The sequence below is a fragment of the Thiobacillus sp. genome (assembly GCF_018780105.1).
In the GTDB taxonomy this organism is placed as follows: domain Bacteria; phylum Pseudomonadota; class Gammaproteobacteria; order Burkholderiales; family Thiobacillaceae; genus Thiobacillus.
This window is the reverse complement of record NZ_JADMKC010000007.1, coordinates 73,687-94,369: the sequence shown is the minus strand read 5'-3', so window position 1 is coordinate 94,369 and position 20,683 is coordinate 73,687. Positions and strand designations below refer to the sequence as shown.

Here is a 20,683-nt window from a genome sequence, read left to right as displayed (position 1 = left end):
GTTACAGCCGGCTCAGCCAGTCGAGTTCGGGCTGACTGAAACCGGCCTGACGGCGCGCTTCGAGATTGAACGGCGGCTTCAGTGGCGGCGCATCGTACTCGACCAGCAACTGGCGGAACGTCGCCGCCGGTTCCAGCCCGCGCGCACGGCACAGCTGCTCGAACCAGTGACTGCCGATCGCGACATGGCCTATCTCGTCGCGCTCGATCACCCCCAGAATCTCCACCATGCGCAGGTCCTGCGCAGCCTTCAGCTTGCCGACGATCAGCGGCGTGGCGTCGAGCCCACGCGCTTCCAGCACGCGCGGCACCAGCGCCATGCGCACCAGTGGGTCATCTGCGGTTCTCAGCGCCATCTCCCACAAACCGTTGTGTGCAGGAAAGTCGCCATAGGTATGGTCAAGCGTGGCCAGGTGCGCATTCAGCAAATCGAAATGCAAGGCTTCTTCGTCGGCCACCTGCAGCCAGTCGGCGTAATACGCGGGCGGCATGCCGGCGAAGCGATGCGCGGCGTCGAGCGCCAGGTTGATCGCGTTGAATTCGATATGCGCCAGCGCATGAATCAGGGCCGCCCGGCCGGCCAGGCTGTCGGCGCGGCGGCGCGGCACCTGCTGGGGCGGAATCAGCGCAGGCTGATCGGGCTGCCCGGGGCGGTCGATCGGGGTACGCACGGCGTCACAGTCAACGGCCACATGGCCGGCCAGCCAGTCGGCCTGCAAGGCATGCACACACGCCACCTTGTCTGTCGGCTGGCGCGCACGCAAGCATTCAGCCAGGCGCCGGGGCAGAGGCATCAGCGCCGATCCACCCAGCGTATGCCGAGCAGGGCGATCGTCAGGAAGATCAGCAACGGCAGGGTGGCCACGGCCACGGCCGGCCAGTCGTTCAACAGGCCGAGATGACCGAACAGGCGACTCAGCAGGTGAAAGCCGAGGCCGGCCAGAATGCCCATGAAAATCTTGCTGCTGGTGCCGCCCGAACGCGGTCCCTGGATGGCAAACGGCATCACGATCAGCATCATGATCGGGATGACAAACGGGCTGATGAACTTCGTCCACAGGGCGAGTTCGTAGCGCGTCGCCTTCTGGCCGTTTTCCTTCAGATGCGCCACGTAACGCCAGAGCGTGCGCGCCGACATTTTCTCCGGCGCAATCAGCAACACGCTGAGGATATCGGGCGTCAGTACCGACTGCCAGTCCTGGCTGGCGCGCCGGCTGGCCGTGATGCCGTCGGCGCTGAAGCGCGTCTCCACCACCTGCTGCAGGCTCCAGGTCTGATTGCCGCGCCAGTTCGCCTGTTCGGCGGAACGCGTCCAGCCGAGGCGGCCGTCGGGCTCAAAGCCATAAATATCGACACCGCGCAGCGTGCTGTCCGGCATGACCTCGCGCACATTGATGAAGCGCGAACCATCCTTGACCCACAAGCCCGAGCGAAACTGCTGCGCCACCACCGAATGTGTCGCCAACAGCTTGTAGCGCTGCGCAGCCTGCTCCGACCAGGGTGCAATGTACTCGCCCAGCAGCAGCGACAGCAGCGCCAGCATCACGCCGATCACGCCGAAATAGCCCGCCACCCGCCAGGTCGACAAACCCGACACCCGCATCACGGCGAATTCCGAGTTGCCGACCAGCCGCGACAAGGCCAGCAAGGTGCCGATCAGAGCCGCCACCGGCATGATCTCGTACAAATGCCCTGGGACTTTCAGCAACACCACGACCACGGCCTTACCCAGGCCGTAACTGTTGCGGCCCACGCTGCCGATCTCGTCGACCACGTCAAAAAACGTGAACAGCAGGAGCAAGCCCAGCAGCACCAGTCCGGAAGTCGCCAACACCTGGCTCGTCAGGTAGCGTGCCAGCAGCTTCATGGCCGCACCCCGCGCGGCCGATGGGCGCGCGTGCGCATGTAGAACAGCGCAAGCACGGCAAACAGCATCAATATGTGCGTCGCGAACATCCCCACCCAGGGGTTGAGCTTGTCCTGCGCCACCCAGGCTTGCGAAAGCGACAGCAGATTGTTGTACACAAAATAGAGCAGGAGTGCGATCAACAGGCCGTAGGAACGGCGCGAGCGCATGTTGACGAAGCTGATCGGGATTGCCATGACCGCGAGCACCAGCGCGGAAACAGGCACCCCCAAACGCCACAGCAACTCGGCGCGGGCAGGCGGCGATGCATCGTCGATCAACGCGTTGAGCGGTTTCTGCCGGATGCCGGGTTCGGAAGCCTCGACATCCGCCCGGTCAAGCCTCATCCAGTAGCGTTCAAACTGCACGATGCGGTAATCGAGTTGGCCCGGTATGCCTTCGTAGCGCCGCCCGTTCTTGAACACCAGATAGCGGGAGCCGTCGAACAGCTCGGTGTGATACCCCTCGCGCGCCACCACCAGCCCGAGCTGGCCATCGATGCGCGACTGCATGAATACATTGCGCACGATGCCGGTCAGAGGATTGAGCGACTCGACGTAATACACGCGCTGTCCCGCATCGGATTCGGCGAACAGCCCGGGCGCGATCAGGCTGCTTTCACTACGGCTGCGCAAATCCTGTCGATACTCGTCTTTCTTGGTCTGCACCCAGGGATTCAACACCAGCGTCAGCAGCAGGATGACCAGCGTAAACGGCACGGCAAAAGCCAGCACCGGGCGCAGCCATTGGGTAAGCGACAGCCCGGCGCTGAACCAGACCACCATCTCGCTGTCGCGCCACATGCGCGACAGCGGCAGCAGCACGCCGGCAAACAGCGCGATCGTCATCAAAACCGGCAGGAAATACAGCAACGAAAAGCCGAGAAAGGTGAACACCGCCTCATTGGCCAGCTCACCGCGTGCCACGTCGCCCAGCAGGCGGATAAACAGAATCACCAGAGCAATCGCCATCAGCACCGTGAGCACGGCACCCGTGGTTAGAGCCAGCTCACGCGTCAGCGCACGGCGATAAAGCATTAAAAGATCCGGGAAGGGTTCGGCACACGAACGGGGTTTTGACATTCCGCCGCGCCTGCGCCAATAATCGACGCGGAATGTACCGACGCCCGACCGACAACCTGCAATTTATTGAGCACAGACATGGACAACAAGGAAATCGAACTTGAATTTAGCATAAAAAGCGGTGCGCCCGAAAAGCAGCGCAGCGCCTGCGTTGTCGTCGGCGTGTTCGACAACCGCAAGCTGTCGGAACCGGCTGCCGACATCGACCGCGCCAGCGATGGTTACCTGTCCGAAATCCTGCGGGGCGGCGACATGGATGGCAAGGCCGGTAGCACCCTGCTGCTGCACAAAGTACCCAAGGTATTGGCCGAACGCGTCCTGCTGGTGGGCCTGGGCAAGGAGCGCGATTTCCACGAAAAGGCCTATCGCGATGCTATTTCCAGTGCAATCAAGACCCTGCGTGACACCGGCTCGATGGAAGCGGCGATCACGCTCTCCGAAATCCCGGTCAAAAAACGCGATACCGCGTGGAACATCGAACAGGCCGTCATCAGCACGCACGACACGCTGTACCGCTTCGACCACCATAAAAGCAAGCCGAACGAAGTCCGCCGCCCGCTCAAGCGCGTGATTTTCTCGGTGTCGCGACGCGGCGAACTGAAGCAAGGCGATGCCGGTCTGGCCCGCGGACTGGCGATTGCCCACGGCATCAACCAGGCCAAGGATCTGGGCAATACGCCGTCCAATATCTGCACCCCCGAATATCTGGCAGGCGAAGCGAAGAAACTTGCCAAAGCCCACGGCTTCGGCTGCGAAATCCTCGACTACGCAGCCTGCGAAAAACTCGGCATGGGTTCCTTCCTGTCGGTGGGCAAAGGCAGCGACAAGCCGCCGCGCTTTATCGTCCTCAAGCACGAAGGCGGTGCCAAAAACGCCAAGCCGGTGGTGCTGGTAGGCAAGGCTGTCACTTTCGACGCGGGCGGCATTTCGCTCAAACCGCCGGCCGAAATGGACGAAATGAATTACGACATGAGCGGCGGCGGCGCCGTCATCGGTGCGTTCCGCGCCATCGGCGAACTCGGCCTCAAACTCAATGTCGTCGGCCTGATCCCGGCGTGCGAAAACATGCCCGATGCCAAGGCCAATAAGCCGGGCGACATCGTCACTTCGATGTCCGGCCAGACCATCGAGATTCTCAACACCGACGCTGAAGGCCGCCTGATTCTGTGTGATGCGCTGACCTACGCCGAACGCTTCGAGCCCGATGCCGTCATCGACCTGGCAACGCTGACCGGCGCCTGCGTGATAGCACTCGGCGCGCATCCGAGCGCGCTGTACAGCAACCACGACCCGCTCGCGCGCGAAATCGAACATGCCGCCGATCACGCCTGGGATCGCGTCTGGCGCATGCCGCTGTGGGACGACTATCAGGAGCAGCTGAAAAGCAGCCTCGCCGACATGGCCAACATCGGCGGCCGTCCCGGCGGCTCGATTACCGCAGCCTGCTTCCTGTGGCGCTTCGCCAAGAAATACCACTGGGCGCATCTCGATATCGCCGGCACCGCCTACAAGGGCGGCCGCGACAAGGGCTCGACCGGTCGCCCGGTCTCCCTGCTGGTGCATTGGCTGATCAACCGCGCAGCGCGGCCCTGATTTTAGAACAGTGACCGAAATCACCTTTTACACGTTTGCCGACGACCCGCTCGACGTGGCGCGCCGCGTCGCTGCCAAGGCGCACGGCCAGGGCAAACAGGTGATGATTTACGCACCCGACCCGGCAGTGGCCGATGCTATCGACCGGCTGCTGTGGACGAAGCCCGCACTCGGCTTTGTGCCTCACTGCCGCGACAGCGACGCACTGGCGGGCGAAACCCCGGTACTGATCGGCGCCAATGCCGATGCGCTGCGCACAGCTGACGTCATGATCAACCTGCACAGCGAGCAGCCCGCCGCATTTGCCCGCTTCGAACGTCTGGTCGAAATCATCGGTCAGGACGACGTCGGCCGCGAACAGGGGCGTGCACGCTATCGCTACTACCAGGCCCGCGGCTATGCGCTCAAATCGCACGACCTGCGGCAGGCGGATTGAGGCAAGCCATGAGCGACAGCCCACTGTTGAACAAAATGGACGCGCTGCTGAAGAAGCATCGCGGCGGCAGTGAGGATGCAGGGAACGACGACGCATCGCTCTCCGCAACGGCAGAATTGCCCAGCGCTTCCGCCTGCCCGCCCGCCGATGCATGGCTGCCGGTTCTGACCGACTTGATTCAGCGTGGTACGCCGCCTGTCGCTGCCCCAGCCGTTGAAGTCGCTGACGTCGTCGCCGCCGTTGTGCCGCCTGCCGAGCAGCCGATCTCGCCAGTTGAAGCACCGCCGTCCATCGAGACGGTCAACGACACCCTGACCGAACAGTTGATGAGTGAGCTGGCGCCCCGGCTGTCCGAGGTGATGGAGCAACAGGTCTCTGCCGAACTGCGCAAAAGCCTCGACCAGACCGTCTCCAACCTGCTCAGCCAGTTTGACGTCAGCGTGCGCGAAATCGTGCGCGAGGCCATCGCCGAAAAGCTTAAGGCCCCACGTGACCCGTCGAACTGACGGGGCGTCGGCAACGATATTTCCAGGGTAGACGGCTAGCTTTTTGGGGTGTGTCCCGGGCTTTTTGGGACGCGTCCCAGGCTTTTTTGGGATAATGACGGTTTTGCGCGCACGCCATGGAACTCGCCAAATCGTTTGAACCAGCCGACATCGAAAAACGCTGGTACGCCCACTGGGAAAGCGCCGGCTATTTCAAGGCAGGCAATGCGCCCGCCGCCCCCGCCCCCGCCTACTGCATCATGCTGCCGCCGCCGAACGTCACCGGCACGCTGCACATGGGCCACGCTTTCCAGCACACACTGATGGACGCGCTCACCCGCTACCACCGCATGTCGGGCGACAACACCCTGTGGCAGCCCGGCACCGACCACGCGGGCATCGCCACCCAGATCGTGGTGGAACGCCAGCTCGACGCACAAGGCATCTCACGCCACGAACTGGGCCGCGAAAAATTCCTCGACAAGGTCTGGGAGTGGAAAGAGCAATCCGGTTCCACCATCACCCGCCAGATGCGCCGGCTCGGCACCAGCCCCGACTGGAGCCGCGAGCGCTTCACCATGGATGCCGGGCTGTCCAAAGCCGTCACCGAAGTGTTCGTGCGCCTGTATCGTGAAGGCCTGATCTATCGCGGCAAGCGGCTGGTGAACTGGGACCCGGTATTGGGCACTGCGGTATCCGACCTCGAAGTCGTCAGCACCGAAGAAGACGGCTTCATCTGGGAAATCAACTACCCGCTGGAGGATGGCGCAGGTTTTCTGACCGTCGCCACCACCCGCCCGGAAACCCTGCTCGGCGACACCGCAGTGGCGGTGCATCCGGAAGACGAGCGTTACGCCCACCTGATCGGCAAGCACGTCCGCCTGCCGATTGCCGAGCGCAGCATTCCCATCATCGCCGACGATTATGTCGATCGCGAATTTGGCACTGGCGTGGTCAAGATCACCCCGGCGCACGACTTCAACGACTGGCAAGTGGGCCAGCGCCACAAGCTGGTGGCGATCAGCGTGCTGACGCTCGATGCCAAAATGAACGACCTCTGCCCCACCGAATACCAGGGACTGGATCGCTACGTCGCGCGGCAACAGCTGCTCGACGATCTGCAGGCGAAAGGCCTGCTGGTGTCGGCCAAGCCGCACAAGCTGATGATTCCGCGCGGCGACCGCACCCACGCGGTGATCGAGCCGATGCTCACCGACCAGTGGTTCATGAGCATGGAAGGCCTCGCCAAACAGGGGCTGGACGCGGTCGAGTCGGGCGAGCTGAAATTCGTCCCGGAAAACTGGACCACGACTTACCGCCAGTGGCTAGAGAACATCCAGGACTGGTGCGTGTCGCGCCAGCTGTGGTGGGGGCATCGCATACCCGCCTGGTACGACGAGGACGGCAATTTCTACGTCGCCGCCAACGAGGCCGACGCCGTCAAGCAAGCCGGCGGCAAGAAGCTCACGCAGGACAACGACGTGCTCGACACCTGGTTCTCCAGTGCGCTGTGGCCGTTTTCCACGCTGGGCTGGCCCGAGCAGACACCCGAACTGGAACGCTATCTGCCGACCTCGGTGCTGGTCACCGGCTTCGACATCATCTTCTTCTGGGTCGCGCGCATGGTGATGCTGTCCAAGCACCTCACCGGCAAAGTGCCGTTCCGCGAGGTCTACGTTACCGGCCTGGTGCGCGACTCCGAAGGCCACAAGATGAGTAAATCAAAGGGCAACGTGCTCGACCCGATCGACCTGATCGACGGCATTGCTATCGACGAACTGGTCACCAAGCGCACCACCGGGCTGATGGATCCCCGCAAAGCGCCGGGCATCGAAAAACGCACCCGCAAGGAATTCCCCGCAGGCATCGCCGCCTACGGCACGGATGCACTGCGTTTCACCTTTGCAAGCCTCGCCACGCACGGCCGCGACATCAAGTTCGACCTGCAGCGCGCCGAGGGCTACCGCAATTTCTGCAACAAACTGTGGAACGCCACCCGCTTCGCGCTGATGAACCTGGAAGGCCACGACTGCGGGCAGGATGCCAGCCAGCCGATGGACTTTTCGGACGCCGATCGCTGGATCGCCGCGCGTTTGCAGCAAGCCATCGCCGAGGTGCACGAAGCCTTCGCCGCCTATCGCTTCGATCAGGCCGCACGCGCTGTCTACGAATTCGTCTGGGACGAGTTCTGCGACTGGTATCTCGAACTCGCCAAGGTGCAGCTCACCCACGGCACGCCTGAGCAGCAGCGCGCCACCCGCCGCACCCTCGCCAGCGTGCTCGAAGCCACGCTGCGCCTGGCCCACCCCATCATTCCCTTCATCACCGAAGAGCTGTGGCAGAAAGTCGCGCCGCTCGCCGGCGTCGCCAGCGACAGCATCATGCTCGCCGCCTACCCGCAGACCGATGCTGCGCAGGCCTGGCCAGACAGCGTCGCCCGCATCCAGCTGCTGAAGGAACTGGTCAACGCCTGCCGCACACTGCGCGGCGAAATGAACCTGTCTCCCGCGCTACGGGTGCCGCTCGTCATCGAAGGCGATGCCGCCGTAATCAATGCACTGGCACCCTACATCACGGCGCTCGGCAAGCTCAGCGAAGTCAGCGCCATCGCCGCCCTGCCCGAGGCTGACGCCCCGGTGCAACTGGTCGGTGCCATGCGATTGATGCTGGTGGTGGAAATCAACAAGGACGAAGAGCGCGCCCGGCTGGCCAAGGAAATCGCCCGCATCCAGGGTGAAATCAACAAGGCGCAAGGCAAGCTCGCCAACGCCAGCTTCGTCGACCGGGCGCCCGCCGCCGTGGTGCAGCAAGAGCAGGCGCGACTGGCCGATTTTGTCGGCATGCTGCAAAAACTCGAGGCGCAACACGCCCGCCTGATCTGATCGCGGATTACGCAGACATCAGACATAAAAAAGCCGGGGTCTTGCGACCCCGGCTTTTTTTATCAGCCCGGCAAGCGCTGAATTTACATTTTCCAGCTGTACTGGAAACCCAATGAGTTCTGGTACATGGTGGTCGTATCGACGCCGCCACCAAAACCGGCAGGACGATTGCCACTCACGTCATTCTCAAAGCCATGCATGTAAGCCACGGTCATCTCATCGCCAGAAGCCGTGGTGTAGGTCATGCCCAGAGTGATGTGATGTTCGATCACACCCGGTGCGATGATGTTGAACGTAGCTTCCGCAGGAGCATCACCGTCAATCGGGCTTTCACCATAGCTATAACCGGCACGCAAGGTCATCTGCTGGTTGAGTTTGTATTCCGCGCCCAGTTTCCAGACATCCATATCGGCCCAGCCAAAGCCGGAACCATTGTCCAAACCCAGAATACCGCCCGTGGCGTAACTGTCGCTGGCGTTACCGATCGAGTTCACACCGCTGTAATTGATGCGCTGGTAGTCAGCAGCCAGTTTGAGTTCTGGCGTTGCTTGCCAGGCTATGCCCAGATTATAGTTTTCGGGCAAATCCAGATCGCCTTGCTCGGCAAACAAACCCTTGTATTTGCTGAACTCGTCGAAGTCCACCTTGGTTGAATAGGCTGCACCAATCGACACGGCACCGAATTTGCCCATGTAACCAATGCGCAAGCCATAACCGAAAGCATCATCGTTACCCTGGTTGGTCAACGCCGTACCATCAGACGAAATTGGCGCAAATCCTTGCAGGCCGGTAGCTGCAAATTTCTGATAACCCAACAACGGAGAAACACCGATTGAGTGATTCGGCGCCACTTTGAACGCTGCGGTCGGGGCAATGATCAACTGCATCAAATCCACACCCAGTGCGCCTTGGCCACCCAGCGAGTTCGTCGTGCCGAAAGCACCACCCAGCGCCGGGTAATCCGTATTCATGCCGCCCTGACCGTACACCGTCACGCCCAGCGCGAGGGTATCGCTCACCATGTAGTTGTAACCAAACTCCGGGATCAGGAAGTACTCAGCTTCACTTTCGGCACCCACAGCCCCAGGTCCGAAACCAGCCGGCGGGGCGTTTCCTCCCACATTCACGGTCTCGCGAATCGGGCTGAACAGATCCACGCCCAGATCAAGACGATTGCCCGCAAAAGCAGCAGCAGCTGGGTTGTTGGCGCCAAAAAATGCGTCATCCGAGCTGGCAGTGGATGCACCGGCCATGCCCTTGGATTTCATGCCGTAGCCATGCGAGAACATGCCGTTGGTTGCGAAGGCGCTGCCGGCCAGACCGGCCAGCGCCATGAATGCGAATACGCGAGTAAATTTCATTTTATGTCTCCTTGTGGATAAATTTTTTCAGCCATGCTTTCGATGACCTGACGCGGATACTACGCCCACACCTGAAGCCCGTATCGGCAAGGAATGGTAATTGCTTGAGTAATTCTGGAGCGATGTTGCACAAATAACACATAAAAAAAGAGCCGAACGAGTCGGCTCTTTTCATACTGCTGCAATCAGCAGACGGGATACTGAACTTAGATGAACAGACAGATATCCGTATCGCCGGCGAATTCGAAGAAGGTGGCTGCGCCAACGTATTCGATGCCGTCAATGAAGTCAGTATGTTCAAAACCGAACAGCTCAACCGTCATCTGGCAGGCGAGGAATTTGACTTCCGCTTCCTGACACAGGCTGCGCAGGTCGGAGATGGTGGCCACGCCGCAGTTGGCAATGGTCATTTTCATCAGGCCGGTGGCGACGCTTTCGTAGCCGGGAACCAGTGACTGGATGGCGTTGGGGATGTTCCAGTTGATGCCTTTGAACCACTTGGGGCCAAACGGCATTTTCATCGGCATGCCGGGGTTGCCCAAGGGGCTGACCTTGAGGCCGGACAGATCCTTGCGAACCATTTGCAGGCCGTAGAACGTGAAGAAAATTTGCACTTCATAGCCCAGTGCGGCTGCAGTCGAGGCCAGAATGAACGGGGGATAAGCCCAATCCAAGGTGCCCTTGGTTGCAATGATGGCCATTTTTTTGGTGTCGTCCATGCTCGTCTCTCTCCTTGTGTTCCGCTTAAAAAAACAGCGCCGTGTGTTCCAGGAACAGACGGCGCTTGTTTGAATGGGTTGCTTACTTTTTCTTCATGAAGAAGGTGAACTCACCACCCGCTTCGGCAGTCGACAGCAACTCGTTGCCGGTTTGCTTGGCGAAAGCCGCGAAGTCTTTGACCGAACCCGGGTCGGTGGACAGGATTTTCAGCACTTGGCCGCTTTCAACTTCAGCCAGGGACTTCTTGGCGCGCAGGATGGGCAGGGGGCAGTTCAGGCCACGTGCGTCGAGTTCTTTATCAAAATTCAAAATATTCTCCTTACATTGAGTTTGGTATGACTGTACTAAAAATGCTGCGAAACATTAAACCAGAAGCGTTCTTATTGCAACCTAAAAATTGCTGCGAAGCTGGATAATCCGGCCTTGGCTGCCGTATCAGCGCGCCGGGCTGATGGCGTTTCCTGAACGTGCCCACGCCATGATCCCGCCAGACAGGTTATGCATATTGCTATAGCCCCTGGATGCCATGAACGAGCAGGCTTGCGCCGAACGCGCACCGGAACGGCAATAAATGACAACCGGCCTGTCTTGCGGGATATCTGCTGCGCGCAAGGGCAGCAGATGCAGGGGAATATGAATCGCACCATCAATCACGCCATGCGCCACTTCGTCCGCTGTGCGCACATCGATCAGGTGCGCGCCACTGGCAGCGATTGCCTTCACGGCGGTTGCATCCACTTCCTTGAAACCATTCAGTCCAAACATGCGTATTCCATCCTGAATTGTCAAAATTAGAATTTGCTAATTTACCAAAAAAACAGGGACACGCCTATGGTGTCCCTGTCGATCAATGGAAGCAGTTTACGGTTTAGCAGCGCTGGGCGCCGTGATACAGGTTAACCACGTGGCGCGCTTCCGCGAAAAACAACCAGCGCTCAACCGCGGCGCCGACAATTCCGGTGATGACAGCGACGATGGCCGCTACCTGCCCGCCCTGCTGGTTGAACACCCAGACCAGCATCAAACCCGGCAAGGCAAAACCCAGCACAAACACCACAATCTTCAGCAAACCGGCTTTTTGGCGAGCGATCTGGAAGCCGAATTCCTGGGTCAGGAAGGTTCCATGGGTGTGGCCGGTATCCAGCAACTTGACCTTGGCGCGGGTCAGACCCGTTGCCGTATTGATGGTGGGGCCCAGGCCGGGGCTGCTGATCCAGAAGTAATAGATGGCCTTGAGTACCGCTGCGATCGACAGAATCAGCGCCGACATGGCGATATAAGGTGTGGTGTCCAATCCCGAAACCACGGCCCCCAGCAGGAGCAGGAGGCTGCCGCTGGCGTAACCGAGGGCAAGATAGTTGGCTGGAACCAGCGGGGTGTTCCATTGGCGGATCGTTTTCAGACAGGCGTAGATCATGCCGGTCGAAAATACGGTGATCCAGGCCAGTACGGCTGTCAGAAAACCGCTGGTCTCGCGCAGCCACAGCGGCGCGTCAAACCAGATGCTGGCCAGGTAAACCAGCGCCAGCGGCATGAACAGCACCGCAAACACGCCTTCGCGTGACAACCACGAGGTACGGAAGCGGCTGAACGCACGCCACGCGTTTTTGGGATTGGCCAGGTGGAAGGTGGAAGACAACAGGCCAAACACCACCAGGGCCATGGCCATCAAGCCGCCAATGATGAGTTGTTCGCGTTCGAACCCACCACCCAGCTTGAATACGTCGGCAATGAACAGCAGCGAAAACAGGCCAAAACCCGCTCCCGAGGCCACGGTAAAGAAGATGACTGAAAATGCTGGATGCATATCGATTTCCTAATGGATCAGTATCCGGCTTGCCGGCGCGGCCCCTTCAAATCGGGGTGGCGCCAATAAGCCTGATGCATGGTTATTCCTGCTTGTGTCTATTCAGGTTCAACGACGAACCAGTTTGTTGGCAAACTGCTTGATGCTTTCCTTGAGGCCACCACGGGGATGGGCCTCGATCGGAATCACCGGTTTGCTGCGCGGCGGCAGATACTGGTTGGTCGGGTTGTAATTGAGTTCGGGCATGAGACCGAATCCGCCGCGCTCACGCACGGTGCGTGACACCGCCGAATCGGGATCGTCGAAATCGCCGAACATGCGAGCGTGCGCCGGGCAGGTCAACACGCACGAAGGCTGACGCTCCTCGACCGGCAACTCCATGTCATAGATACGGTCGACGCACAGCGTGCATTTCTTCATCGTGCCCGAACTCCGGTCAAGTTCGCGTGCACCATAAGGGCAAGCCCAAGAGCAGTAATTGCAACCCATGCACTTGTCCTGGTCAACCAGCACGATGCCATCCTCGGCGCGCTTGTACGACGCGCCGGTCGGGCACACGGTGACGCACTCGGCGTCCTCGCAATGGTTGCACGACATCGGGAAATTGACCGTTTTGTTGTTCGGATACTCGTCCATTTCATAATGGCGAATCCGGTTGAACCACACACCGGATGGCTCAGCGCCATACGGCTGGTAGTCGGACAACGGGCCGGTGGTGCCGGACGCGTTCCATTCCTTGCAGGCGATGGCGCAGGCATGACAGCCCACGCACACATCGAGGTCGATGACCAATCCAAGTCTCATTTTTCTCTCTCGCTTAAATTCGCTTTAGTGCTGCTTTTAGTTTTTTTCGTGGCTGCGCGCGTCATAGCGCAGCACATCGGGACGCTCATAACGTTCATCGCCCGGCAACGCCTTCAGCGTATCGAACTGCGGCCACGAACCGGCTTCGCCCGGCTCGGCTTTCCACAGGCGCACGCGCAGATCGAACCACGCGGCCTGCCCGGTCACCGGGTCGGAGTTGGTGACGCGGCGCTCGCCGGATTTTTCCGGCAGCAGCTCGGAAATCAGGTGATTGAGCAGGAAGCCCTTGGTCGCCTCTGACGCGTTGTCCTTCAGGCCCCACGCGCCTTTCTGCTTGCCGATGGCGTTCCAGGTCCAGATGGTGTCTTCCTGGGTGCCTTCCATGGTTTTCACCTGGCAGCGGATCTTGCCGTTGTGCGACTCGACCCAGATCCAGTCGAAGTCCTTGATGCCCATTTCGGCGGCCTTGCGCGCGTTCATGTACATGTAGTTCTGCGCCATGATCTGGCGCAGCCAGACGTTCTGCGAATCCCACGAGTGGTACATGAACATCGGACGCTGGGTCAGCGCGAAGAAGGGATACTTTTCCTTGTCGACGCGTTGCTGTTCGAGCGGCTCGTACCACATCGGCAGCGGGTCGAAGTATTTCACCAGACGTTCGCGGTCGACCTGGTTGTTCGGCTGCGGACCATCGTACAAACCCTGCCCGGCCAGACGGAATTTCTGTAGCGGCTCCGAGTAGAACTGCATGATGATGGGCTCGACCTTGCCGACGAAACCGGCATCCGCCGCGACTTCCAGATAATCCTGGTTGGCGAAACGCATGTATTTCTGGTTGTCGGGCCAGTGGTGTGCGTGAAAACTCTGGTTCTCGATGTACTTTTCCCACTGTTTGGGATTCGGCTCGCCTTTCAGCGACTTGGTACCGTCGACGCCGCGCCAGCCGGAGAGGAAACCGATGCCGGGCGAGCGCTCGTAGTTGACGATGAAGTCGGGGTAGTCCTTGTACTTGCGCGTGCCGTCGGGCTTGGTGAACGCAGGGAATTTCAGACGCGACGCCAGCTCAACCATCACCTCCTGCCACGGGCGCACATCGCGATCGAGCTTGATCAGCGGATAGCGGATCGCATCTGCAGCCGAATCGGGCTCGGAAATCGGCCGATCCAGCAGCGAGATACAGTCATGACGCTCAAGATACGTGGTGTCCGGCAGGATCAGGTCGGCGAAGTTGGTCATTTCCGAATGGAACGCGTCGATCACGACCAGGAACGGGATCTTGTACTCGCCGAAGTTTTCCTCGTCCTTTTGCCGCAGCATGTCCTGCACGTTGGCGGTGTTCATGGTCGAGTTCCACGCCATGTTGGCCATGAACAGGATCAGCGTGTCGAGCGCATAGGGATCGTGGTTGGTCGCGTTGGTGATAACCATGTGCATCAGGCCGTGCGAGGCGATCGGCACCTCCCACGAGTAGGCCTTGTCGATGCGCAGCGGGTTGCCGAACTCGTCGATCACCAGGTCTTCCGGACGCGTCGGGAAGCCGAGCGGCGGACGCGACAGCGGCGTATTCGGCGCGTTGATGATGTCGATATTGTTTTCCGGCAGCTGGTGCGGCGGGATCGGCTTCGGGTACGGCGCACGCGCGCGGAAATTGCCCGGCGCGTCAAGTGCGCCCAGCAGCATCTGGATCATGTGGATCGCGCGGCAGGCGTGGAAGCCGTTGGAGTGCGCGGCAATCCCGCGCATGGCGTACATCGCCACCGGACGCCCCACCACCTTGTCGTGCTTGCGCCCCCACACGTCGGTCCATTCGATCGGCAGTTCGATCGTTTCCTTGAACGCGATATGCGCCATTTCCAGCGCAATGCGGGTGATCGACTCGGCAGGCAAGCCGCATTCCAGCGCCACATTCTCCGGCGCATAGCGCTCGTCGAGATAGCGCTCGGCCATCATCGACATCACCGTCTTGACGCGACGGCCGTCGGGCGCGACATATTCGCCAAACAGCGCAGGCGCGATCTCGCCATCCATGCCGTTCTTGAAAGCTTCCTTCTCGATGTCCCAGATCAGCGGCTGATTGTTTTCGTCGCGCAGGAACAGGCCATCGCCCACCTGCCCCGGCGTCTGCACCACCAGCCACGAGGCATTGGTGTAGCGCACCAGGAATTCATAGTCGAACTGCTCGTGCTTCAGCAGCACATGCACCATCGACATGGCGAGCAAGCCGTCCATGCCTGGCTTGATCGGCAACCATTCATCGGCGATTGCCGAATAGCCGGTGCGCACCGGGTTGACCGTGACGAACTTGCCGCCGCGGCGCTTGAGCTGTTCCAGACCGATCTTGATCGGGTTGGACGAGTGATCCTCGGCCACGCCCCACATGATGAAATACTTGGCGTAATCCCAGTCCGGCGCACCGAATTCCCAGAACGAGAAACCAATCGAATACAGGCCGGCCGCAGCCATGTTGACCGAACAGAAACCGCCGTGCGCCGACCAGTTCGGCGTGCCAAACTGCTGCGCCCACAGGCCGGTCAACGCCTGCATCTGGTCGCGTCCCGTGAAGAAACCGAGCTTGGAGGGGTCGGTCGAGCGGATTTCTTCCAGGCGGTCGGTCAACACATCGAGCGCCTGCTCCCAGGAAATCGGCTCATATATGCCATCGCCACGCTCGGTGCCCGGCTTGCGCATCAGCGGCTGGGTCAGCTTGGCGGTCGAGTACTGCTTCATGATCCCCGCAGAGCCTTTGGCGCACAGCACACCGCGATTGGTTGGGTGATTGCGGTTGCCCTGGATGAAGCGAACCTTGTTGTCTTCCAGCGTGACCTTGATGCCGCAGCGGCAGGCGCACATATAACAAGTGGTGTACTTGATTTCCTGCGCGTCGTGATTTTCGAGTTTGATTTTGGCGTTCATACGGCCTCTAGGTTCAAAATTATCCCCTCGGCTTCAAGGAAGCCGCGCATTTCCTTGCGTGGTTGTCCATACTAGGCGAGTGCTTGAGGCAACACCAGTGCGGCTGCACTCAATGTTGCAGGGGACGTTTGTATATTAAACATTCCGAATATAGCGTTATTTTGCACGTCGATTGCCCGCGCTGGCAATTAAAACCGCTAATAACCCCATTAGCTAGACTGATTGAATTCCTTGCTATTTTTGTGGCTTTTGATCAAAAAGTGTCCGAAACAGGGGCTTTTTCAATGAAGTAATTTTATAGCGTGCATCACGCGCCCGCTGCGTTTATCCCGCAGCCAACCTTTGCCAGTGGCCCGAACGCCCTCCCAGCTTTTCCTGCAGCTGGATATCGCCCAATACCATGCCGCGATCGACCGCCTTGCACATGTCATAGATGGTCAGCAATGCGACGCTGACGCCGGTCAGCGCCTCCATTTCCACCCCGGTCTTGCCAACGGTTTCTGCGGTCACCGTGCAGGTGATCGAGGATTCCACTTCATCATGACTGAACTCGACACTCACCCTGGTCAAGGCAATGGGATGGCACAGGGGAATCAACTCGGCAGTGCGCTTGGTCGCCTGGATCGCGGCGATGCGCGCAATCCCCAGCACGTCGCCTTTGGCAGCCTGTCCTCCGAGAATGCGCGACAGCGTATCGGGTAACATGCCTATGCGGCCGCTTGCCACGGCGACGCGGCGCGTATCGTCCTTGTCTGCCACGTCAACCATGACCGCCCGGCCGCGCTCATCAAAATGGGTGAATTCGCTCATATTCAGGAACCTTGTCGATAACACGCGCATCGTAATCGAAATGCTGTCCCGCTCCCGTATCCGCAGGCCACTGCTGCATGGCCTGCTCGCACTCAGCCTTGCGATCCAGCCAGCTTGGGCCATTGACCTGCCCGATCTGGGCGAGGTGTCGCGCCAGTACTTTTCGGATCAGGACGAGCAGGCACTCGGACGCGCCATCATGCGCGACGTTTATGCCGATCCCCGCTACCTGGACGACCCCGAAACCGAAAACTATCTCAACCAGCTGGGTTACCGGCTGGTCTCGGTCAGCACGCGCAACCAGCGCGAATTCATCTTTTTTGTCGTCGACGACCCCAGCATCAACGCCTTTGCCATGCCCGGCGGCAATATCGGTGTCCATACCGGCCTGCTGCTCACCGCGCAAAGCGAATCCGAACTGGCCAGCGTCGTCGGACACGAAATCGCACACGTCACCCAGGATCACATCGCCCGCATGGTTGCGGCCCAAAGCCAAAGCTATTGGCCCACCTTGGCCGCGCTCGCGCTCGCACTGCTGGCGGCGCGCTCCAACCCCAACGTGGCAGGCGCGGCGATCGCCTCCACCCAGGCCTATGCGGCGCAAAACCAGCTCAACTACAGCCGCGATTACGAACGCGAAGCCGACCGCCTGGGCTACGAAATGCTGACCCGGGCGCAATTCGACCCACGCGGCATGAGCGCATTTTTCAGTCGCTTGCAACGCGCCAGCCGGTTTTATGACAGCAGTGCGCCCGCCTACCTGCGCACCCACCCGCTCACCAGCGAGCGCATATCCGACATGGAAGCGCGCAGCGAAGCCGCGGCCTACCTGCAAGTCCAGGACAGCCTCGATTTTCAGCTGGTGCGTGCACGCCTGCGCGCGCGCGAGGGCGGCCCGGCGGACGCCGTCGCCAATGCCCGCAGCACCCTGCAGGACAAACGCTATGCCAGCGAAACCGCCGCCCGCTACGGACTGGTGAGCGCTTTATTGCGGACACGCCAGTTCAACGAAGCTGAAACAGAGGCACAAAAAATGCTGGCCAGTCCGGACATCCGGCCCATGGTGCTGCAACTCGCCGCCCAAACAGCACTCGCTGCCGGCAATGCCACGCTGGCCCTGCAACGCTACCAGACCGGCAGCCAGGCTCACCCCGACTACCGGCCCCTGCAATACGGCTACATAGCCGCCCTGCTGACCACCCAGCGCGCGGGCGATGCACTGAAACGTGTCGACAAGGAACTGACGCTTTACCCGGATGACCGCCGGTTATGGATGCTGGCGGCAAAAGCCCACGCCCAGCTTGGACACCGGCTCCTGAGCCATCGCGCACAAGCTGAAGCCGCCGCATTGAGCGGAAATCTGATTGCCGCGGTCGAACAGATCAGCCTGGGCATCAAGGCCGGCGACGGCAGTTTCCACGAAATGTCGGTGGCCGAAGCGCGGCGACGCGAGTGGCTGGCACTCGAGAAGGCACTACGCAAAGAATAGGCGGCGAAGCACAAGCCCCCACCCCGCAAGGCTGGTAGGAATTTACCCCGCGTTTTGCGCGGAAAAACTGCAATACGAACTTGCATGACAAAAACCAATTCAACTATCCTTTGCCACATCCGTTACCGGATAGCGCGAACTTATGGCGAACCCGATCCGGCAAGCGCTTTCAATACCACGTTAAATAAATTAGGAGGATGACCATGCGAAAGTTGCATCACGTAGCAGCGGCCTGCGCAATCAGCGCCATCATGCTGTCGGGAAATGTGCTGGCTCAAGCGGCAGCAACCCCAACTGCGGCTGCGACCCCCAAAAAGGAAGAAACCGGCAAGGACATCGCATTTAACCGCACCAAAGGCAACTGCCTGGCCTGCCACGGCATGCCCACCGTGCCCGATGCGGAATCTACCGGCACTTACGGCCCCCCCCTCATCGCCATGAGCGCCCGCTTCCCCGACAAAGCCAAGCTGCGTGCCCAGATCTGGGACGCAACCGCATCGAACCCGGCCAGTTCCATGATTCCGTTCGGCAAACACCGCGTTCTGACGGAACAGGAGATCGATAAGGTCACCGACTTTGTCTACGGTCTATAAATCCAGTTTTCATCATTCGAGCCAGGAGAAGTATCCAAATGAATGCACTTCGCAGAAACGTACTTAAAGGCGCCGCTGGCGCCAGCACCGTGGCCATCGCTATTGCCGCCGGCATGCTGAAACCCACCCAGGCCATGGCTGCCTGGAACGCACCCGCGTTCGACGCCAAAAACGTCGGCGACGCAATGAAAGGCCTCGGCGTTTCCGCTCCGGCCGACAGCAAGGACATCCTCATCAAGGCGCCGGATATCGCTGAAAACGGCGCAGTCGTGCCGGTTGAAGTGACCAGCAAGATCGCCGGCACCACCAGCATCGCCATCCTCGCCGAGAAAAACGGCACCCCGCTGGTGGGCGATTTCACACTGTCCGGCGGCGCTCAGGGCTTCATCTCCACCCGCATCAAAATGGGCCAGACGTCGCTCGTTCGCGCCGTGGTCAAGGCCGGCGGTAAATCCTACACCGCAGCCAAGGAAGTCAAAGTCACCATTGGCGGTTGCGGCGGTTAATTCCCCGCATCACTTTCAAGCCGAATCGAATCGTTCAATTTCAGAAAGGAAAGCCAAATGGCTGAACCCATGCGTATCCGTGCCACCATGTCTGGCGATGTTGCCGACATCAAGGTGCTAATGAATCACCCGATGGAAACCGGTCAGCGTAAAGACGCAAAAACCGGTCAACTCGTCCCAGCCCACTTCATCCAGGATGTGACGGCCACCATCAACGGCGCCACCGTGCTGTCCGCCAACCTCGGCAGCGGTGTGTCCAAGAATCCCTACCTCGGCTTCAAGGTCAAAGGCCCCAAAGCCGGCGACAAAGTCGTCGTCAACTGGACCGACAACAAGGGCGACAAGAACACCGCCGAAACCGCTATTGCTTAAAGCTGGGCAGCAATCGAGCGGAGCCAGGGCTCCGCTCCCGCTTCAATTCATCAGGTATCTGGAGGACGGCATGAAACAACGAATGATTATGAAACTGCTGGCAGGGATGACGGGTCTGGGCATCGCCCTCGGCGCTGCCACCGTTCACGCAACGCCCGAAGGGGATCGACAGGAACTCGCCAAGTTCTACACGAGCAAATACCCCAACATCAAACTCGAAGACTACGTCTACGGCGCCCTGGCATTCGATGCTGACAGCAAGGCTCAGTACGAAGCGATCATGGAATTTCCGCCGTTTGAGTCCGAAATCGAAAAAGGCCGCAGGATGTGGGAGACCCCGTTCAAGAACGGTAAAACCTATGCCAGCTGCCTGCCCAATGGCGGTAACCAGATCGCCGGCAACTACCCGATGTTCGACGAAGCCCAGGGCAAGGTCGTCACGCTGCAGGACGCCATCAATGCCTGCCGCACGGCCAATGGCGAAGAGGCCTACAAGCTCAGCGACATGAAAACCATGGGGGTGCTCACGGCCTACATGCGCACATTGTCGAATGGCATGATCATGAACATCAAGGTCGAAAGCCCGAAGGCGGTTGCTGCCTATGAAGCCGGCAAAAAGACGTTTTACAGCCGCAGCGGCCAGCTCAATTTCGCCTGCTCCAGCTGTCACGTGCAAAATGCCGGCAACCGCCTGCGCTCGGAGCTGATTTCCCCCGCGATCGGCCACGCCGTGCACTGGCCTGTATTCCGCGGCGGCGACAATCTGGTGACGCTACAGAACCGTTATACGGGCTGCTTCAAGCAGGTCCGGGCGGTACCCCCCCCTGTGGGCGGTACCGTCATGAACAACCTGGAGTTCTTCCACTCCTCGCTGTCCAACGGCCTGCCAATGAAAGCCTCGGTGTTCCGCAAGTAAGCTTCATCG

General features: G+C 60.1%; 20 protein-coding genes. 9 read left to right on the top strand and 11 right to left on the bottom strand.

The features are described from left to right. Nucleotide 1 precedes the first annotated feature (1 nt). Genes IV098_RS07010 through lptF form a run of 3 tightly spaced genes read right to left on the bottom strand, consistent with a single transcriptional unit; the run spans nucleotide 2 to nucleotide 2,942 of the window. On the bottom strand, nucleotides 2-793 hold the full coding sequence (locus IV098_RS07010; protein ID WP_296887445.1) for a ferritin-like domain-containing protein: 792 nt from the start codon (nucleotides 791-793) through the stop codon (nucleotides 2-4). Further along, a complete protein-coding gene (gene lptG, locus IV098_RS07005) occupies nucleotides 793-1,866 on the bottom strand; it encodes an LPS export ABC transporter permease LptG (protein WP_296887443.1) in 1,074 nt (357 codons plus the stop codon). Before lptG ends, IV098_RS07010 begins: the two co-directional genes overlap by 1 nt. After that, nucleotides 1,863-2,942: an LPS export ABC transporter permease LptF gene (gene lptF, locus IV098_RS07000; RefSeq protein ID WP_296887441.1), complete on the bottom strand. Its 1,080-nt coding sequence runs from the start codon at nucleotides 2,940-2,942 to the stop codon at nucleotides 1,863-1,865. Before lptF ends, lptG begins: the two co-directional genes overlap by 4 nt. Nucleotides 2,943-3,065: 123 nt before the next feature. Here lptF and IV098_RS06995 point away from each other — a divergent pair, with 123 nt between their 5' ends. The 4 genes from IV098_RS06995 (at nucleotide 3,066) to IV098_RS06980 (ending at nucleotide 8,383) form a co-directional block, all read left to right on the top strand. Continuing rightward, nucleotides 3,066-4,580 (top strand): leucyl aminopeptidase, encoded by a 1,515-nt coding sequence (locus IV098_RS06995; RefSeq protein ID WP_296887439.1) that lies wholly within the window; start codon nucleotides 3,066-3,068, stop codon nucleotides 4,578-4,580. Between the two features lie 10 nt (nucleotides 4,581-4,590). Next, complete coding sequence (locus IV098_RS06990; RefSeq protein ID WP_296887437.1) at nucleotides 4,591-5,016, top strand: DNA polymerase III subunit chi; 426 nt, start codon at nucleotides 4,591-4,593, stop codon at nucleotides 5,014-5,016. Between the two features lie 8 nt (nucleotides 5,017-5,024). Further along, a complete protein-coding gene (locus tag IV098_RS06985) occupies nucleotides 5,025-5,522 on the top strand; it encodes a hypothetical protein (RefSeq protein WP_296887435.1) in 498 nt (165 codons plus the stop codon). A gap of 116 nt (nucleotides 5,523-5,638) precedes the next feature. Further along, nucleotides 5,639-8,383 (top strand): valine--tRNA ligase, encoded by a 2,745-nt coding sequence (locus IV098_RS06980; RefSeq protein WP_296887433.1) that lies wholly within the window; start codon nucleotides 5,639-5,641, stop codon nucleotides 8,381-8,383. 83 nt (nucleotides 8,384-8,466) lie between these two features. Here IV098_RS06980 and IV098_RS06975 read toward each other — a convergent pair whose 3' ends face one another. The 8 genes from IV098_RS06975 to moaC all read right to left on the bottom strand — a co-directional run bounded on the left by IV098_RS06975 (nucleotide 8,467) and on the right by moaC (nucleotide 16,798). Then, on the bottom strand, nucleotides 8,467-9,744 hold the full coding sequence (locus tag IV098_RS06975) for an OmpP1/FadL family transporter (RefSeq protein ID WP_296887431.1): 1,278 nt from the start codon (nucleotides 9,742-9,744) through the stop codon (nucleotides 8,467-8,469). A 206-nt stretch (nucleotides 9,745-9,950) separates the two neighbouring features. Next, nucleotides 9,951-10,463 carry a DsrE/DsrF/DrsH-like family protein gene (locus IV098_RS06970; RefSeq protein ID WP_296887429.1) on the bottom strand — a complete coding sequence of 171 codons (513 nt, stop codon included), beginning with the start codon at nucleotides 10,461-10,463 and terminating at the stop codon, nucleotides 9,951-9,953. An 82-nt stretch (nucleotides 10,464-10,545) separates the two neighbouring features. After that, on the bottom strand, nucleotides 10,546-10,773 hold the full coding sequence (locus tag IV098_RS06965) for a sulfurtransferase TusA family protein (protein ID WP_296887427.1): 228 nt from the start codon (nucleotides 10,771-10,773) through the stop codon (nucleotides 10,546-10,548). A 126-nt stretch (nucleotides 10,774-10,899) separates the two neighbouring features. After that, entirely contained in the window at nucleotides 10,900-11,229 is a 330-nt protein-coding gene (locus IV098_RS06960) for a rhodanese-like domain-containing protein (protein ID WP_296887424.1), read from the bottom strand. 103 nt (nucleotides 11,230-11,332) lie between these two features. Continuing rightward, complete coding sequence (locus tag IV098_RS06955) at nucleotides 11,333-12,271, bottom strand: DmsC/YnfH family molybdoenzyme membrane anchor subunit (RefSeq protein ID WP_296887422.1); 939 nt, start codon at nucleotides 12,269-12,271, stop codon at nucleotides 11,333-11,335. Nucleotides 12,272-12,379: 108 nt separating this feature from the next. Continuing rightward, nucleotides 12,380-13,075, bottom strand: a complete 696-nt coding sequence (locus IV098_RS06950; protein WP_296887420.1) for a 4Fe-4S dicluster domain-containing protein — start codon at nucleotides 13,073-13,075, stop codon at nucleotides 12,380-12,382. 36 nt (nucleotides 13,076-13,111) lie between these two features. Beyond that, complete coding sequence (locus IV098_RS06945; protein ID WP_296887418.1) at nucleotides 13,112-15,988, bottom strand: molybdopterin oxidoreductase family protein; 2,877 nt, start codon at nucleotides 15,986-15,988, stop codon at nucleotides 13,112-13,114. A gap of 324 nt (nucleotides 15,989-16,312) precedes the next feature. Then, complete coding sequence (gene moaC / locus IV098_RS06940) at nucleotides 16,313-16,798, bottom strand: cyclic pyranopterin monophosphate synthase MoaC (RefSeq protein WP_296887416.1); 486 nt, start codon at nucleotides 16,796-16,798, stop codon at nucleotides 16,313-16,315. Nucleotides 16,799-16,838: 40 nt separating this feature from the next. Between moaC and IV098_RS06935 the strand changes: the two genes are divergently transcribed. From IV098_RS06935 to soxA, 5 genes are all read left to right on the top strand, one after another. Continuing rightward, nucleotides 16,839-18,287: a M48 family metalloprotease gene (locus IV098_RS06935; RefSeq protein WP_296887414.1), complete on the top strand. Its 1,449-nt coding sequence runs from the start codon at nucleotides 16,839-16,841 to the stop codon at nucleotides 18,285-18,287. A gap of 197 nt (nucleotides 18,288-18,484) precedes the next feature. Next, a complete protein-coding gene (soxX, locus tag IV098_RS06930; protein ID WP_296887412.1) occupies nucleotides 18,485-18,880 on the top strand; it encodes a sulfur oxidation c-type cytochrome SoxX in 396 nt (131 codons plus the stop codon). Between the two features lie 38 nt (nucleotides 18,881-18,918). Continuing rightward, nucleotides 18,919-19,386 carry a thiosulfate oxidation carrier protein SoxY gene (gene soxY, locus IV098_RS06925; RefSeq protein WP_296887410.1) on the top strand — a complete coding sequence of 156 codons (468 nt, stop codon included), beginning with the start codon at nucleotides 18,919-18,921 and terminating at the stop codon, nucleotides 19,384-19,386. Between the two features lie 57 nt (nucleotides 19,387-19,443). Continuing rightward, the gene (gene soxZ, locus IV098_RS06920) at nucleotides 19,444-19,758 is read left to right on the top strand and encodes a thiosulfate oxidation carrier complex protein SoxZ (protein WP_296887408.1); all 315 of its coding nucleotides are present in this window, start codon (nucleotides 19,444-19,446) and stop codon (nucleotides 19,756-19,758) included. Between the two features lie 70 nt (nucleotides 19,759-19,828). After that, a complete protein-coding gene (gene soxA / locus IV098_RS06915; protein ID WP_296887406.1) occupies nucleotides 19,829-20,674 on the top strand; it encodes a sulfur oxidation c-type cytochrome SoxA in 846 nt (281 codons plus the stop codon). Nucleotides 20,675-20,683 lie beyond the last annotated feature (9 nt).